A 14766-nucleotide genomic window follows, 5' to 3' on the forward strand; every position below is an offset into this window, starting at 1 on the left:
ACCGTCATCGACGAAACAGGGCCTGCGCCAGCTTCTGGGGGCGGCTCACATGTGACGTATCCCTCGCCTCGAGAGACCCAAATCCTCGCTCGACCCCCTTGTTTACACACAGTTAACGTGACAACCTTAATGAAGTTGACCGCGGGGCCCCACAGGCCCCTTTGCTTTGGGACGACTCGTGAAAATCTTCACAAGGATCTTCGCGAGGCTTCTCCCCCGAACGGAGTACTTCAAGAACCATGGATTGGCGTGATCGCGCGGCCTGCCTCGACAAGGACCCTGAGCTGTTCTTCCCTGTGGGGAACACGGGACCAGCGCTGCTCCAGATCGAAGAGGCGAAGAGTGTCTGCCGGCGTTGCCCGGTGATCGACACGTGCCTTCAGTGGGCCCTCGAATCCGGACAGGACGCCGGGGTGTGGGGTGGGATGAGCGAAGACGAGCGCCGCGCACTCAAGCGCCGGGCCGCTCGCGCCCGCCGCGCCTCCTGACAACCGGGACAAGGCCCCTCACCGCCTGACAAGGGCAGAGCAGTTGCTTCCCCGCCCGCCGCGCCGCAAGGCACGGCGGGCGGCAGTTCTTAACCGGAGCACCTTTTTCACCGGAGCACCTTTTCAGCCGGAGCACATTTTGAGCACCCTCGGCTTCAATCAGCCCTGCCGGCCCCAGCCAGCCCGCTCAGCTCCGGCCCAGCTGAAGCAGAATCGTCACTTCGGTGCCTCCACCCTGACGCGGGCTCCAGTGGATCGAGCCGCCAAGCTCGCTCGTGACGAGCGTCCGGACGATCTGGAGGCCCAGACCCTCGTGGCGGCTCTGCTGCGCTGGTAACCCGACGCCGTCGTCCGCCACAGTGACCTCGAGCGTCTCTTCCCCCGTCTGATCGACGCCGCGGCGCGCGATGAGCCACACCGTGCCGGAACGGTCTTCGAGGCCGTGCTCGACGGCGTTCGTGACGAGTTCGTTGATAACGAGCGCGAGGGGCGTCGCGAGATCGCTCGGGAGCCCGCCGAACTCGCCCTCGCGCTCGGTTGTGACGTGCTGATTTCCGGTTGCGACCTCGGCAGACAGCCGGAACTGGCGGTCGATGAGCTCGTCGAAGTCGACGTTCTGGGCGAGGCCTTGCGAGAGGGTCTCGTGCACGAGCGCGATCGTCGCGACACGGCGCATGGCCTGCTCGAGGCCCTGGCGCGCCTCGTCGCTCTTCATGCGGCGCGACTGCATGCGCAGGAGCGCGGCGACTGTCTGCAGATTGTTCTTGACGCGGTGGTGGATCTCGCGGATCGTCGCGTCCTTGGTGACGAGCTCCATCTCGCGGCGCCGCAGCTCGGACACGTCGCGGCAGAGGACGAGCGCCCCGAAGCGCTCGCGCTCATCGCGCAGCGGAATCGCCCGCAGAGACAGGCTCACCCCGCGCGATTCGATCTCGCTGCGCCACGGCATGCGGCCCGTGACGACGAGTGGGAGGGTCTCGTCGACGAGCCGGCGGTCCTTGAGCAGATTCGTGGTCAGCTCTGCGAGGGAGCGACCCTCGAGGGTGTCGATCCCCCCGAGCCGGCGAAACGCCGAGACCCCGTTCGGGCTCGCGTACTGCACAATGCCCTCGGCGTCGAGGCGGATCAGGCCGTCGCCGACGCGGGGCGCGCCTCGGCGAGAGCCCGTGGGCGAGGCGAAGTCGGGCCACAGCCCGAGCGTGCCCATGCGCAGGAGGTCGTACGCGCACTGGCGGTAGGTGAGCTCGAGGCGGGACGGCATCCGCGAACTCGAGAGATCCATGTGGGACGTCACGACGGCGAGCGTTCGGCCGTTGCGCACGAACGGCACCGCCTCGACACGCAGCGCCATCTCGGAGTTGAAGCTCGTCTCATGGCTTCGTTCGATCATCTGGCTCGCCCACGCACGGTCCACGAGCGGCCTCAAGTCCCCGCGTATGGACTCCCCCACGATGTCCTCATGGAACACCGTGTGAGTCGTCGAGGGGCGTACGTGCGCAAGCGCTGTATACCCATCGGCCGGGTCTGGGAACCAGAGCGCGAGATCCGCGAACGCCAAGTCCGCGACGAGTTGCCAGTCGCCTACCAGCAGGTGAAGCCATTCGGCATCGCCCGGACCGAAGTCAGCCTGTTCCCGGATGGTGTCCGTGAAGAGCGCCACCGCACCGCCTTGTCGAAGAGAGAACGCGTTGGCCGCGGGGATCTTCATCCCCGCGGCCTCCGGCGCCCGCACCGACGAGGAATAACCCTCGCCCGGACAACAGCCCTAGTGGCGCACGATCGACCGGAGCAGCCTCAATGCTACCGACAGCGAAGCCATGTCGTCGCTTTCGAGCGCGTTGACCTCCCGGAACATCGTCGCGGCCCGGCCGAGCGACTCCGCGTTCTCCGCCTCCCACGCCGCGAGGCGCTGCTCCGGATCGACGCCCGCCGGCGAAAGATCCATGATCGACCGCGTCATGTCGGCAACAGTGCTGTACAGGTCGTCGCGCAGCGCGGCGCGGGCCAGGGCCTGCCACCGGTCCCGCCGGGGCAGGGCCGAGATCCGCTCGAGCAAGGCGTCGACGTTGAAGCGATCGAAGACGGTGTAATACACGCCAGCAATCTCCTCGACCGTCTCGCTGGACGTCTGCGAGATCCGCGCGATGTCGAGCAGTGCGTAGCTCTCGAAGAGCTCGGCCCAGCGGTGGGCGAAATCTTCGGGCAGGCCCCACGCCCTGCCACGCTCGAGCCATGCACCGACCCGTTCGGCGTCCTGACCGCGGAGGTACTTCAGGAGCTTCGAGCGCAGCGCCGTCATCGGGTCCGAGTAGAGGTCCACCACCTCGCCGATCGTCCGGTTGCCCGTGCCCTGATGGATGAGCCATCGCACCGCGCGGTCCAGGAGCCGGCGGATGTCGTGGTTGACCGTGGTCCAGTGCTCGGTCGGGAACGAGGCCGGCAGCGCGTTCACGGACGCCGTCATATCGTCGAGGCGGTACAGCTCACGGAGGGCCACGAAGGCCTTCGCGACGGCGGCGTCCGTGGCACTCGTCTCCTCGATCGCGCGGAACGCGAACGTGATGCCGCCAAGGTTCACCATGTCATTCGCGACAATGGTCGCGATGATCTCCCGGCGCAGGGGGTGCATGTCGAGCTCCGCCCCGAACCGCTCGCGAAGCTCGGCCGGGAAGTAGCCTCGCAGCGTCTCCTCGAACCACGGATCGTCGGCGAGGTCGCTCTCGCGCAGCGACTCGGCAAGTTCGATCTTCGCGTAGGCGGCGACCACGGAGAGTTCCGGGGAAGTGAGACCTTGGCCTTGTTCGAGGCGGCGGTGCAGCTCCGCCGTTGTCGGCAGCGCCTCAAGGTCACGCTTGAGGTCTGCGTTCACCTCGAGCCAGTCCATGAGTCGCTCGAGCGCCGGGCTCAGCGGCGAGACGAGCGCCCTGTCGTTGACGAGCAGGATGTTCTGGCCGATGTTGTCCTCGAGGACGAGCCGCCCGACCTCGTCGGTCATCGACGCGAGGAAGTCGGCACGCTCGGTCTCGGCGAGTTTCCCGGCGGCCACCATGCGGTCCACAAAGATCTTGATGTTGACCTCGTGGTCCGAGCAGTCGACGCCCGCCGAGTTGTCGATGGCGTCCGTGTTGAGGATCACGCCCTGGAGCGCGGCCTCGATCCGGCCGCGCTGAGTGAAGCCGAGGTTTCCGCCCTCGCCCACGACCTTGACGCGGAGTTCGCGGCCGTCAACCCGGATCGCGTCGTTGGCCTTGTCTCCCACTTGGGCGTGGGTCTCGGTGCTCGCCTTGACGTAGGTGCCGATGCCACCGTTGTAGAGGAGGTCGACAGGTGCGAGCAGAATCGCGCGCAGCATCTCGTTGACGCTCAGCTGAGTCGTCCCGGGCGCGAGCCCAAGCGCCTCGCGGACCTCGTCGGAAACCGGGATCCACTTTGCCGTGCGCGGGTAGATTCCGCCGCCCGCGCTGATGAGCTCCCGGCTGTAGTCGTCCCACGACGAGCGCGGCAGACCGAACAACCGGCGCCGCTCGGCGAACGAGCTAGCCGGATCCGGGTTGGGATCGAGGAACAGATGGCGGTGGTCGAATGCGCCCACGAGCCGGATGTGCTCAGAGAGCAGCATGCCGTTGCCGAACACGTCGCCCGACATGTCGCCCACGCCGACGACGGCGAAGTCCTCGGTCTGCGTATCGAGGTCGAGCTCGCTGAAGTGACGCTTGACCGACTCCCACGCGCCGCGCGCCGTGATGCCCATGGCCTTGTGGTCGTAGCCCACTGAGCCGCCGGACGCGAACGCGTCGCCGAGCCAGAAGCCGTATTCGGCCGAAAGCCCGTTGGCGATGTCGGAGAAGCTCGCCGTGCCCTTGTCGGCGGCGACGACGAGGTACGGATCGTCGTCGTCGTGACGCACGACGCCGGCCGGCGGCACCACGCGCTCACCGTCGGTGGGGGTGGAGACGCGGTTGTCCGTGAGGTCAAGGAGGCCGCGGATGAACGTCTTGTAGCTCTCGATGCCCTCAGCGAGCCACGCCGCGCGGTCGACCGCCGGGTTCGGGAGGCGCTTCGCGAAGAAGCCGCCCTTCGCGCCCGTCGGGACGATGACGGCGTTCTTGACTACCTGCGCCTTGACGAGGCCCAAGATCTCGGTCCGGAAATCCTCGCGGCGATCGGACCAGCGCAGCCCGCCGCGCGCCACCTTGCCGAAGCGGAGGTGGACGCCCTCGACGCGCGGCGAGTACACCCAGATCTCGAACATCGGCCGCGGCGAGGGGAGGCCCTCGATCTCGGCGGGCCGCAGCTTGACGCTCAGGTAGGAGCGGTCGAGGTAGTAGTTCGTGCGCAGAGTCGAGTCGATGAGGTTGATGAACGTCCTCAGGAGGCGATCGGCGTCTAGTGTCGGAACCTTCTCGAGAGCCTCGGCCAGCTCGCCGCGGAGCTGCTCGGTCGCCGTCGTCCGGGTGCTCTCCTCAAGGGCGGGATTGAAGCGCGCATCAAAAAGCGCGATGAGCCGGCGCGTGACGTTCGCGTTGGCCAGGAGCGTGTCGGCGATGAAGCCGAGGGAGTTCGTGTTCCCGACCTGACGCATGTACTTCGCATAGCTCCGGAGGATCACGACCTGCCGCGAGGTCATCCCCTCGCGCAGCACGAGCCGGTCGAGCGTGTCGGACTCGGTCATCCCCGAGAGGGCCGCGCCGAACGCATCGGCGAGGAGATCGCCTGTGGAGAGCGGATCGACGTTGGCCGGGTACTTGAGGCCCAGGTCGTACAGGAAGAAATCGCGCGCGTCCGCGGTCTCGATCTCGAACGGCCGCTCGTCGAGGACCTCGAGGCCGAGGTTGTGGAAGTACGGGAGGATCTGGCTCAGGCTCTTCGGCTCGAGCAGGTACAGCTTGACGCGGGCGTCCTCCTCGAGCTCGGCGCCGACGCCCTGCGGGACGTAGACCCGCACGGCCGGGCGCTCGGGGATCTCCTCCCCCTCCGCCTTCTCGGCCTCGGCGCGCTCCGCCGCGTAGACCTCGAACCGTTCGATGTCCTCGAGCGCGTCCTCGATGCTGTAGTCGACCCGGTACGACGGCGGGAACGCCTCCGACCACACCGCGGCGAGGTGCTCGGCCTCGTCGAGCGAACGGCTCTCGTGCAGCACCTGGGCGATCCCCTCGCCCCACGAGCGCGTCGCGGTCACGAGGCGCTGCTCGAGCGCGTTCGTGTCTGATCCCTTGACCGTCGCGCCCTTGGGCAAGCGAATCCGGAAGTACAGCCGCGCGAGCGCCGACTCGCTCAGGTGCGCGTCATAGTCGATCTGGTCGGAGTGGAACTCGCTCTCGAGTTCGTCCTCGATCCGCCGGCGCACGGTCGTGTTGTAGCGGTCCTTCGGAAGATAGACGACCGCATTCATGAAGCGCCCGAAAAGGTCAGGGCGGAGGAACAGGCGCGTCCGGCGGCGCTCCTGTAGGAGCTGGATCTTCGTGACCGTGTCGTACAGGAGCTTCGCGTCCATCTGGAAGAGCTCGTCGCGGGGGTACGTCTCGAGGATCGCGAGAAGGTCCTTGCCCGAGTGGGAATCGGCCGGGAATCCCGATTGCCGCATCACCGACTCGATCTTGTCCTTGACGATCGGAACGCTCCGCGCGGACTGCGTGTAGGCCGTCGACGCGAAGAGGCCGATGAACCGGCGCTCGCCATCCACCTGGCCTTCGGCGTTGAAGCGCTTGATCCCGATGTAGTCGAGGTAGGCCGCCCGGTGGACGGTGCTGCGCGAGTTCGCTTTCGTGATGTTGAGCGCCCGGCGTTCGCGGGCGTGGGCCTGGCCCTCGGCCGTGAGATGCTGGAGGGCGTGCGCGCCGTCGCCACGCAGGAGACCGAGGCCGCTGCCCTCAACGAGTTCGAGGACGTCCTCGCCCTTCTCGGTTTTCAGGTCGTACTCGCGGTATCCGAGGAACGTGAAGTTGCCCGCCTCGAGCCAGTGGAGGAGCTCTTGCGTGGGCTTGAGGTCTGGGATATCGCCGCCCCCGACCACGTTGTCGAGGCTCCGCGCGATCTCGAGCGCCTTCGAGCGCATGGGCCGCCAGTCGTCGACGGCGGCCCGGACGTCGCGCAGGACTCGGCGAAGTCCCTCCACGATCTCGACCTTGCGGGCGGCGGACGCGCGATCCGTCTCGATCGCGATCCACGATTCCATGTGGGTCATGAGCTCGCTGTCGGCCATGAGGCGGCTGAGCTTGGGCAGCGCCGCCGTGTCTCCGCTTGTGAGGCCCCACTGGGCGGGGACGCGCTCGACGCCGACGAGGACTCCGTCGCTCCGGCGCCGGCTCACCACGAACATGGGGTGGACCACGAGGTGGATGGCCGAATGCCGGCGCACGAGCTCGGCGCTCACCGAATCGACGATGAACGGCATGTCGTCGGTGACGATGTAGACGATGCTCCGGCCGCCCTCGTCGGCGATGTCGATGCTCGCCTCGCCCGGGCTTCGCTGCTCGGCAAGCGAGCGGTGATGTCGCGCCCGCTGAGCGAACGTTTCGGCGGGATAGGACTGCCGGTCCTCGTCCGCGAGATGTTCGTAGTAGTCAGCCAGGAAGCGTGGCTCCTGCTCGGCGGTGGGGAACGGGTTCTGCTGGGCAGTTCCGGTCGACACGGTGAAATCGCCTCCACGGGACGGACTGGTGGCACTGCCGCTTTGCAGCGCCCTGCCAGAGAGCCTAGCGCGACCGCTTCGCGAGTGCCCTAGCACTTGCGACAGCAGATCTTCGATTCTGCTGTACAGGTGAACAGACGATTCCCGCGACGGCCCGACGAAGCGCTGAGTGAGGGGACGACTCGAGAAGGAGGTCCCCGCCAACGAGCGCGGCGTCGGCGGTGTCTGCGTCGTAGGGCACGAGCGCCGCGATGGGTCGATCCGGCCCGAAGCGTTCCCAGGCCTCGCGGAGCGCCCGCTCGGGGAAGCGGCCGAGCGTCCCCCGCCGGATTTTGTTGAAGACGACGTCCGGGATCGCGCCCGGCACCGCACGCTCAAGCTCGTTGAGCCCCCGCACAAGCCGAGGCATCCCGACGGCGTCGGCCGCGCCGACGGCGATGACGCGGTCCGCATTCTCCAGTGCGCGGAGCGTCGTGGCGTTGCGCCGCGGGGCCATCGTGTCGAACGAGAACTCCTCGTCCGCCTCGAGGCTGAAGCCGACGTCCACGACCACCGTGTCGGCGATCTCCCGGCACCGCGCGAGGACGGCCGCGAACGACCCCGCCCGAAGCTCCGGCCAACGATCGGCGCGCGTGAGTCCGGTGAGCACGAGCAAGGCCCCGGCGGTTGTGATGACCGTCGCGGCAACCCTTCCGAGCGCCTCGGCGTCGAGCGTCCCCTGATCGGCCAGGCGGCAGGCCTGCGCGATGCCCGCAGATTCGTCGAGCAGCCCGAGGTGCGCCGCGACGCTCGGCCCGAACGTGTCCGCATCGACGAGGACCACCCGTTGGCCGTTGGCAACGAGCTCCGCCGCGATGTTGACGGCGATTGTCGTCCGGCCCGGCGAGCCGACCGGCCCCCACACCGCGAGGAGGGCCCCTCGCCTCGCGCCATCGTCCCTAGGCTTTGGGCCGCCCTCGGCGGCCGCTGCGGCCGCTGGGGCGGCGGCTGCTTGGCCATCGGCGGGTCGCGCCCCAGCAAGCGAGAAGGACGACGACGCCGGCGCGCCACCGCGCATCGCCTCCCCGACCGCGTCGGCCACCTCGGCGATGAGCAGGGCGAGCTCGCTCGGCGCCGCGGCTTCGGGTGCCCAGCGCACGCCGAGGGCTTCGAGCCGACGCCGCTCGCCGTCGTCGTCCGTCAAACCGACGACGGCGACCCCCACTTCCGCGAGGCGGTCCACGAGCGTCGTCGTGACGTCGCGTGTGGAGCCGACGACTACGGCGACGCTCGCAAGCCCGTTCTGACACGCCGCGAGCAGCTCGGCGAGCTCGGCGCACCGACGGACGACCGTGACGGGTCCGTGCAGACGCTCGAGTTCGCCCACGATCTCGGTCCCGTCTGCGCCCAGCGTGACGACGGGGATGCTCACTGGGCCCGTCCGGCGGGGTTCCAGACGAGCGACACCCGTGACTTGTTGGCCTGGGCGCCGAGCAGCTGCGGCAGGTGAGCATCCTCGACGAGCACCTGAACGACCGTCTCTCGCGCGCCACCCAGGGCAGGCTGCGCCGTCGCGACATGGGCAATCTCCGCTGCCGTGACGATGCGTCGAGGCTCCGCGAAGCCATTGCGGCCGTCCGGGGCCGCGACCCACACGTCAACGTGGGTGCCGGCCACCGCCTCTGAGGGCAGAGCCTCGGTGATGGCGATCGGGAGCGGCTTGCGGCCCAGCGAGCTTGGCGCGCCGAGACTGGACGCGGGGACGAGGTCCCCTTTCGCGACCCGCTGCACCGCGATCTTTCCGTCCGGCACGCTTCCCCGCGTCAGGTAACGGCCCTCAGCGCCCCCAAGCCGCACCTCGACCGCAACGAGCTGGTCAGGGCCGACGGCCTGGCCGACGGCGATATCATCCTTGGCCGCATAGGCGACGATGCTCGTGTCGGCCGCGCGCACGAGCGCCACGACGCCTGCAATCGAAGCAAGGACGAGCAAGACCCCTACAAGAAGTCGCGGATCCTTCCACGACGGTTTCCTGAGGCGCGAGACGGCAGTCTTCTCCACAGAGCTCATAAATGCATCCCCCCAATGCATGGAACGGTCCCCCGACCGACCTGATACCGCGCGCGGTGCTGCGCTGCGGCGACCCGGCACCCGTGGTGGGCACCGCGTCTAGCGCCATTCTGTCTTATTCACCACCACTGCCCAACTTTGGTGTCCAGAGTGCATCAAATTGTGGATAACGCGACCACCCGGGGCAGAAGGTGGAAGAATGAGTACATGCCGCGCTTCCTGACCCTCGCCGACGTGTGTGAGCTGCTCCAGATCAGTTCTGCACAGGCCTACGCCCTCGTGCGAAGCGGAGAGCTCAAGGCGATCCAAGTCGGCGGCCGCGGGCAATGGCGCGTCGAGGACGTCAAGCTGGAGGAATACATCCAGGCCAGCTACGCCAAGACCGAGAAGATGGTTTCCGAGCATCGAGCCCAGCCTGGCAGTCGCTGAGACAGGCTTCATGCCGGGGAGACGACGGCGACGAGCGCGCTGAGCGCCGCGAGCGTCGTGCCCGGCACCCGCGCCTCCCACGCGTCGGCTCGGCTCGGGGCAAGCTCGGCATAGTCCCGCCCCACGCCGTCGATGGTCCCCGAGACCGTTATCGGCGCGCCCGAGCCGCCGCCCAAGTGACACACGACCTGGGCACGCGCCCGCGCGAGGGCGCGCAGCGCTGAGGTGAAACTGAGGCCACGACGGACGGCCGAGACCTCGCGCCGCGAACGCCTGCCGAGCCCGCCAATGGCGACGACGGCGTGCAGTGGAATGAGGATGCTCCGAGGCCCGGCCTCGAGGCAAAACCAGGTGTCGGCAACCTGACGGACCTCTCCACGGAACCTCAACCCTCCGCACAGCGCGACGTCTATGACGGCGCCGTCGCCGCCTCGAAGCCGCTCCGCGAGCGCGAGTTCGGATTGTTCGGCCCACGCGAGCTCGCGGACCTCGGCCTCGAGCTCCGCTCGCTGCGCCTCGACCAGCTGAGCTTCGAAGTCGTCGAAGAGGGCTTCCCATCGCATAGAGGCAACCCTAGAAATCTCATCAATAGATGGTCAAAGCAACCAAATTTGGTCTAACTAGACAAATACTGCCTAACATGTCCACAATCCAACTGACACACCAAACTGCATCAAATGACATGATCGTGCATCTCAGGCGCTCCGGCGTCCGATGTTCTTGGGGGGATTCATGCACAGCAGACTCCGGGGGCTCGCTCGCGACCTCGTCGCGACGCTCGCCATCCTCGTTCTCGGGCTCTCATTGGCCCTCGCCGGCCGAGTCTTGGGCGACGCCAACCCGACCGAATCGATCGACGCTCTCCTGGGGCTCGCTGCGAGCACCGCAGGCCTAGTCGTCGTCGGCGGTTGGCTCGCGGCGATGTCGCTCGCCGCGGCCGCGGCGCTACTCGACGCGGCCGGGAGACATGGTCCGGCCAGATGGGCCGCGGCAGTGACGCCCGCGTTCATGCGCCGCCTCGCGTTCGGTGTCCTCGGCGCGAGCCTCCTGGCGGGTCCCACGGCGCATGCCTCGTCCGGAGACCTCGATCCCGCGTGGCGGCCGTCACCGGCCGCGACGGCTCAGCCGACCTTCGCACCGATTCAGCCTGGTGCGTTCGGCGCAGCAACCGAGTCTGGCGCGTCCGGCACACCGACCCAGAGCCTACCCACCGCGCGGGCCGATTCGACCCCGCCGGCGCGTGCCGCCCCCGACCACGCATGGACCCCGCCCCAGCCTGTGCCGCTCGACAATGCGCCCTCGGGAGGCCCCCTGGTCCGCCCGGAGCTCCGCGTGGAAGCATCCGGGCGGGGCGCCGTCGAGGTCCGTCCGGGCGACACACTCTGGAGCATCGCCGCTCGCCATCTTGGCCCGAACGCCAGCGTGAGCGACGTGGCCAACGCGTGGCCACGCTGGTTCGAGTCCAATCGCGCTGCCATCGGAGACGATCCCGACCTCATCCGGCCGGGCCTCCTCCTCGTGCCGCCCAACGGCTAGGCCGCCGCGCCCACCCGCTGACTCAGCAACGACCAACCACGCCCTCGACGGCGCCCACTCAGGACGGAACCCATGAACGCACCGAGCCTTGTCCCCGGCCGTGTCCCCGGCCGTATCCCTAGCCGTGTCCCCGGCCGTATCCCTAGCCGTGTCCCGAGCCTCGTCGCCGGAGTCCGAGCCACTCAGCCAGCACCGCCTCAGCCAGCATCACCGCCGGATCCTGGCTCGCCTGCGAATCCGGACTCACAGGCGAATCCGGCATCGCCATCGCCGCCGAATCCGGGCGCGCCAGCGTCCGTCGTGAGGCTTCGAACCCATCGGGCGGCCCCAGTGGCACGTCCCCGACCTGGCTCGCAGTCAAACGGGACCTCGGCCCTTGCCGTTCCTCTCGCTGCGCCGACCCCGCGCCGGCTGCACGCCGTGGGATCGGAGAGCGAGCGGAAGTGGGTCGCCCAGCTCGCTGGCCGGATCGCTGGAGCAGCCCTTGAGGTGCTCGCCGGCCACCGTCCCGTCCAGCAGCTCGCCGTCTGGATGCCCCGAGACTTCCTGGCCGCGCTCCAGCTGCGTGCGTCATTGAGCCGGAAGGATGCCCCCGGCGCAGCGCCGAATCTCGCGTTGGTTCACCGCGGCACCGCCGTGCTGTCGTCACGGGCGAGCCTCGTGCGACCGGGCATCTACGAAGCGTCCGTTGTGGCGTCCGACCAGCTCAGGTGCCGGGCGGTGGCCCTGAGGCTCGAGCATGCCAACGGCATCGGCTGGCGCGTCACGGCACTCGAGATCGGCTGACCGGTTACCTAGGGCACCGACCCAGGGCCGACAATGGGCTACAACTGATCAGCACGACTGCCTGCCGCCGGCCCTGTGCCTGCCAGCCGCCGCTAGCCCCGTTGCGAGCTACCGACGGCGGTTCTTGGCGCGCCGCGGGGCCTGCTGCTGACCCGACGCGGGACCGCTCCCCGGCCGACCGCTCGCTCCGCGCGCGCCCTGCGAACCGTTCTGCCGCGCCTTGGCCGAACGCGCCTGCTCGACATGGGTCTCGGTGGTGCCGTCCTCGGCAGGAGCGCTGTACTGAAGCTGCGCGGGTCGTGACGGCTCGTCGATGCTCGACTGCCCCTGCTCTTCGGTGGCCTCGGCCTGCTCAATCTCCAGGTTGTACAGGAAGCCCACCGACTCCTCGCGGATGCCTTCCATCATGGCCTGGAACATCGCGAAGCCTTCGCGCTGGTACTCGACGAGCGGGTCGCGCTGAGCCATGGCCCGAAGACCGATGCCCTCCTTGAGATAGTCCATCTCGTAGAGGTGCTCCTGCCACTTCCGCCCAATGACGGAAAGGACCACCCGGCGCTCGAGGTCGCGCATCGTGTCGGGCCCAATCTGCTCCTCACGGTGCATGTACACGAGCCGCGCGTCGGAGAGGACCTCCTCCTTGAGCATTTCCACCGTGACGCGGGACTTGCCCCCGGCTTCCTCGATGATGTCCTGCGCCGTGATCGTCGCCGGGTACACAGTGCGGAGGTTGTTCCAGAGTCCGTGGAAGTCCCAGTCGTCGCCGTTGCCCTCGGCGGTCCCGGCTTCGATCATCGCGTTGAGAGTGTCCTCGATGAAGAACTGCACCTTCTCGTGGAGGTCGTCGCCCTCGAGGATGCGGCGGCGGTCGCCGTAGATGGCCTCGCGCTGGCGGTTGAGGACGTCGTCGTACTTGAGCACGTTCTTGCGCTGCTCGGCGTTGCGGCCCTCGACCTGGGCCTGCGCCGACTGAATGGCGCGCGAGACGAGCTTCGACTCGAGCGGTGTGTCGTCGGGGAGGCTGCTCGCCATGAGTCGCTCGGCGCCGCCCGTCCCGAAAAGGCGCATGAGATCGTCGTTGAGGGACAGGTAGAAGCGCGACTCACCGGGATCGCCCTGACGGCCCGAGCGGCCGCGGAGCTGGTTGTCGATGCGTCGCGACTCGTGCCGCTCAGTGCCGAGGACGTAGAGCCCACCGAGCTCGAGGACCTCCTCGTGCTCGTCCTTGACGGCCTGCTGGGCGGCCTCGAGGGCAGCTGGCCACGCGGCCTCATACGCCTCGGAGTCCGCCTCCGGGTCCAGACCACGCGAGGCGAGCTCGGCGACGGCCATGAACTCGGCGTTGCCGCCGAGCATAATGTCGGTACCGCGGCCGGCCATGTTGGTCGCGACCGTGACGGCGCCCTTGCGGCCCGCCTGGGCGACGATGGCGGCCTCCCGCGCGTGGTTCTTTGCGTTCAGGACCTCGTGGCGGACTCCGGCCTTCCCGAGGGCCTGCGAGAGGTATTCGCTCTTCTCGACGCTTGTGGTGCCGACGAGCACGGGCTGGCCGGTCGCATTGCGGCGCGAGATGTCCTTGACGACTGCCTCGAACTTGACCACCTCGTTCTTGTAGACGAGGTCGGGGTTGTCAGCGCGGGCCATGGGCTTGTTCGTCGGAATCGGCACGACTCCGAGCTTGTACGTGCTCATGAACTCGGCGGCTTCGGTTTCCGCCGTGCCCGTCATACCGGAGAGCTTCTCGTAGAGGCGGAAGTAGTTCTGCAGCGTGATCGTGGCGAGGGTCTGGTTCTCCGCCTTGATCTCGACGCTCTCCTTGGCCTCGATGGCCTGGTGCATGCCCTCGTTGTAGCGGCGGCCGGGCAGAATGCGACCCGTGTGCTCGTCGACAATGAGCACCTCGCCGTCGAGGACCACGTAGTCCTTGTCGCGCTTGAAGAGTTCCTTCGCCTTGATGGCGTTGTTGAGGAAGCCGATGAGCGGCGTGTTGGCCGACTCGTAGAGATTGTGGATGCCGAGGTAGTCCTCCACCTTCTCGATACCCGGCTCGAGCACCCCGACAGTGCGCTTCTTCTCGTCTACCTCATAGTCGCCCTCGCCGAGGCGCACCGCGATCTTGGCGAACTCGGCGTACCAGCGGTTGGCGTCGCCCTGAGCGGGCCCCGAGATGATGAGCGGGGTCCGGGCCTCGTCGATGAGGATCGAGTCGACCTCGTCGACGATCGCGAAGTGGTGGCCGCGCTGGACGAGCTCGTTCTGATCCCACGCCATGTTGTCGCGCAGGTAGTCGAAGCCGAACTCGTTGTTCGTGCCGTAGGTGATGTCGGCGTCGTACTGCTTCTTGCGCTCGGTGGGGTCCATGCTCCCGAGGATGCATCCGCTCGAGATGCCCAGGAAGCGATAGACGCGGCCCATGAGCTCGGACTGGTATTCCGCGAGGTAGTCGTTGACCGTGACCACGTGCACGCCCTTGCCCGAGAGCGCGTTGAGGTACGCGGGGGCGGTCGCGACGAGGGTCTTGCCCTCACCGGTCTTCATCTCGGCGATGTTGCCGAGGTGCAGCGCCGCGCCACCCATGAGCTGGACGTCGAAGTGGCGCATGCCGAGGGTCCTGCCGGCGGCCTCGCGGACGGCCGCGAACGCCTCGGGGAGCAGATCGTCGAGCTTCTCGCCGTCTTCGTGGCGCGCCTTGAGCCGATCCGTCTCCTCGCGAAGCTCTGCGTCGCTGAACCCCGTGAACTCCTCTTCGAGAGCGTTGATCGCGTCGGCATAGACGCGGAGCTGCTTCAGGATCCGGCGGTCGCCGGTCCGGAGAAGGTTCTCGAGAAGGTTTGCCACGTGGCTTTC

The 14766-nt window shown here is 68.0% G+C and carries 10 protein-coding genes; 4 read left to right on the forward strand and 6 right to left on the reverse strand.

Annotated features, from left to right (window positions below):
- Nucleotides 1–239: 239 nt before the first annotated feature.
- A complete protein-coding gene (locus ACOKR1_RS14395; RefSeq protein ID WP_043127419.1) occupies nucleotides 240–488 on the forward strand; it encodes a WhiB family transcriptional regulator in 249 nt (82 codons plus the stop codon).
- Between the two features lie 187 nt (nucleotides 489–675).
- Here ACOKR1_RS14395 and ACOKR1_RS14400 read toward each other — a convergent pair whose 3' ends face one another.
- The 4 genes from ACOKR1_RS14400 to ACOKR1_RS14415 all read right to left on the reverse strand — a co-directional run bounded on the left by ACOKR1_RS14400 (nucleotide 676) and on the right by ACOKR1_RS14415 (nucleotide 9168).
- Nucleotides 676–2148, reverse strand: coding sequence for a sensor histidine kinase (locus ACOKR1_RS14400; RefSeq protein WP_422933684.1), 1473 nt, complete (start codon nucleotides 2146–2148; stop codon nucleotides 676–678).
- Nucleotides 2149–2253: 105 nt separating this feature from the next.
- On the reverse strand, nucleotides 2254–7119 hold the full coding sequence (locus tag ACOKR1_RS14405) for an NAD-glutamate dehydrogenase (RefSeq protein WP_422933685.1): 4866 nt from the start codon (nucleotides 7117–7119) through the stop codon (nucleotides 2254–2256).
- 64 nt (nucleotides 7120–7183) lie between these two features.
- Nucleotides 7184–8530 carry an AAA family ATPase gene (locus ACOKR1_RS14410; protein WP_422933686.1) on the reverse strand — a complete coding sequence of 449 codons (1347 nt, stop codon included), beginning with the start codon at nucleotides 8528–8530 and terminating at the stop codon, nucleotides 7184–7186.
- A complete protein-coding gene (locus ACOKR1_RS14415; RefSeq protein ID WP_422933687.1) occupies nucleotides 8527–9168 on the reverse strand; it encodes an SAF domain-containing protein in 642 nt (213 codons plus the stop codon). Before ACOKR1_RS14415 ends, ACOKR1_RS14410 begins: the two co-directional genes overlap by 4 nt.
- Nucleotides 9169–9375: 207 nt before the next feature.
- Here ACOKR1_RS14415 and ACOKR1_RS14420 point away from each other — a divergent pair, with 207 nt between their 5' ends.
- The gene (locus ACOKR1_RS14420; protein ID WP_415857191.1) at nucleotides 9376–9597 is read left to right on the forward strand and encodes a helix-turn-helix domain-containing protein; all 222 of its coding nucleotides are present in this window, start codon (nucleotides 9376–9378) and stop codon (nucleotides 9595–9597) included.
- A gap of 8 nt (nucleotides 9598–9605) precedes the next feature.
- On the opposite strand, the gene ACOKR1_RS14425 is transcribed toward ACOKR1_RS14420, so the two are convergent.
- Nucleotides 9606–10160, reverse strand: coding sequence for a hypothetical protein (locus tag ACOKR1_RS14425; RefSeq protein ID WP_422933688.1), 555 nt, complete (start codon nucleotides 10158–10160; stop codon nucleotides 9606–9608).
- 169 nt (nucleotides 10161–10329) lie between these two features.
- On the opposite strand from ACOKR1_RS14425, the gene ACOKR1_RS14430 reads away from it, so the two are divergent.
- Together ACOKR1_RS14430 and ACOKR1_RS14435 are read left to right on the forward strand one after the other, a co-directional pair.
- A complete protein-coding gene (locus ACOKR1_RS14430; protein ID WP_422933689.1) occupies nucleotides 10330–11133 on the forward strand; it encodes a LysM peptidoglycan-binding domain-containing protein in 804 nt (267 codons plus the stop codon).
- Between the two features lie 420 nt (nucleotides 11134–11553).
- Nucleotides 11554–11919 carry an Rv3235 family protein gene (locus tag ACOKR1_RS14435; protein ID WP_422933690.1) on the forward strand — a complete coding sequence of 122 codons (366 nt, stop codon included), beginning with the start codon at nucleotides 11554–11556 and terminating at the stop codon, nucleotides 11917–11919.
- A 108-nt stretch (nucleotides 11920–12027) separates the two neighbouring features.
- On the opposite strand, the gene secA is transcribed toward ACOKR1_RS14435, so the two are convergent.
- Complete coding sequence (gene secA, locus ACOKR1_RS14440) at nucleotides 12028–14757, reverse strand: preprotein translocase subunit SecA (RefSeq protein WP_422933691.1); 2730 nt, start codon at nucleotides 14755–14757, stop codon at nucleotides 12028–12030.
- Between the last annotated feature and the right edge of the window lie 9 nt (nucleotides 14758–14766).

This window comes from Sinomonas sp. P47F7 (genome assembly GCF_049332655.1).
GTDB lineage: Bacteria > Actinomycetota > Actinomycetes > Actinomycetales > Micrococcaceae > Sinomonas.

Coding starts and splice junctions, on each gene's coding strand:
- ACOKR1_RS14395 (WP_043127419.1), top strand. CDS start 240: ATGGATTGGCGTGATCGCGCGGCCTGCCTCGACAAGGACCCTGAGCTG.
- ACOKR1_RS14430 (WP_422933689.1), top strand. CDS start 10,330: ATGCACAGCAGACTCCGGGGGCTCGCTCGCGACCTCGTCGCGACGCTC.
- ACOKR1_RS14425 (WP_422933688.1), bottom strand. CDS start 10,160: ATGCGATGGGAAGCCCTCTTCGACGACTTCGAAGCTCAGCTGGTCGAG.
- ACOKR1_RS14420 (WP_415857191.1), top strand. CDS start 9,376: ATGCCGCGCTTCCTGACCCTCGCCGACGTGTGTGAGCTGCTCCAGATC.
- ACOKR1_RS14415 (WP_422933687.1), bottom strand. CDS start 9,168: ATGAGCTCTGTGGAGAAGACTGCCGTCTCGCGCCTCAGGAAACCGTCG.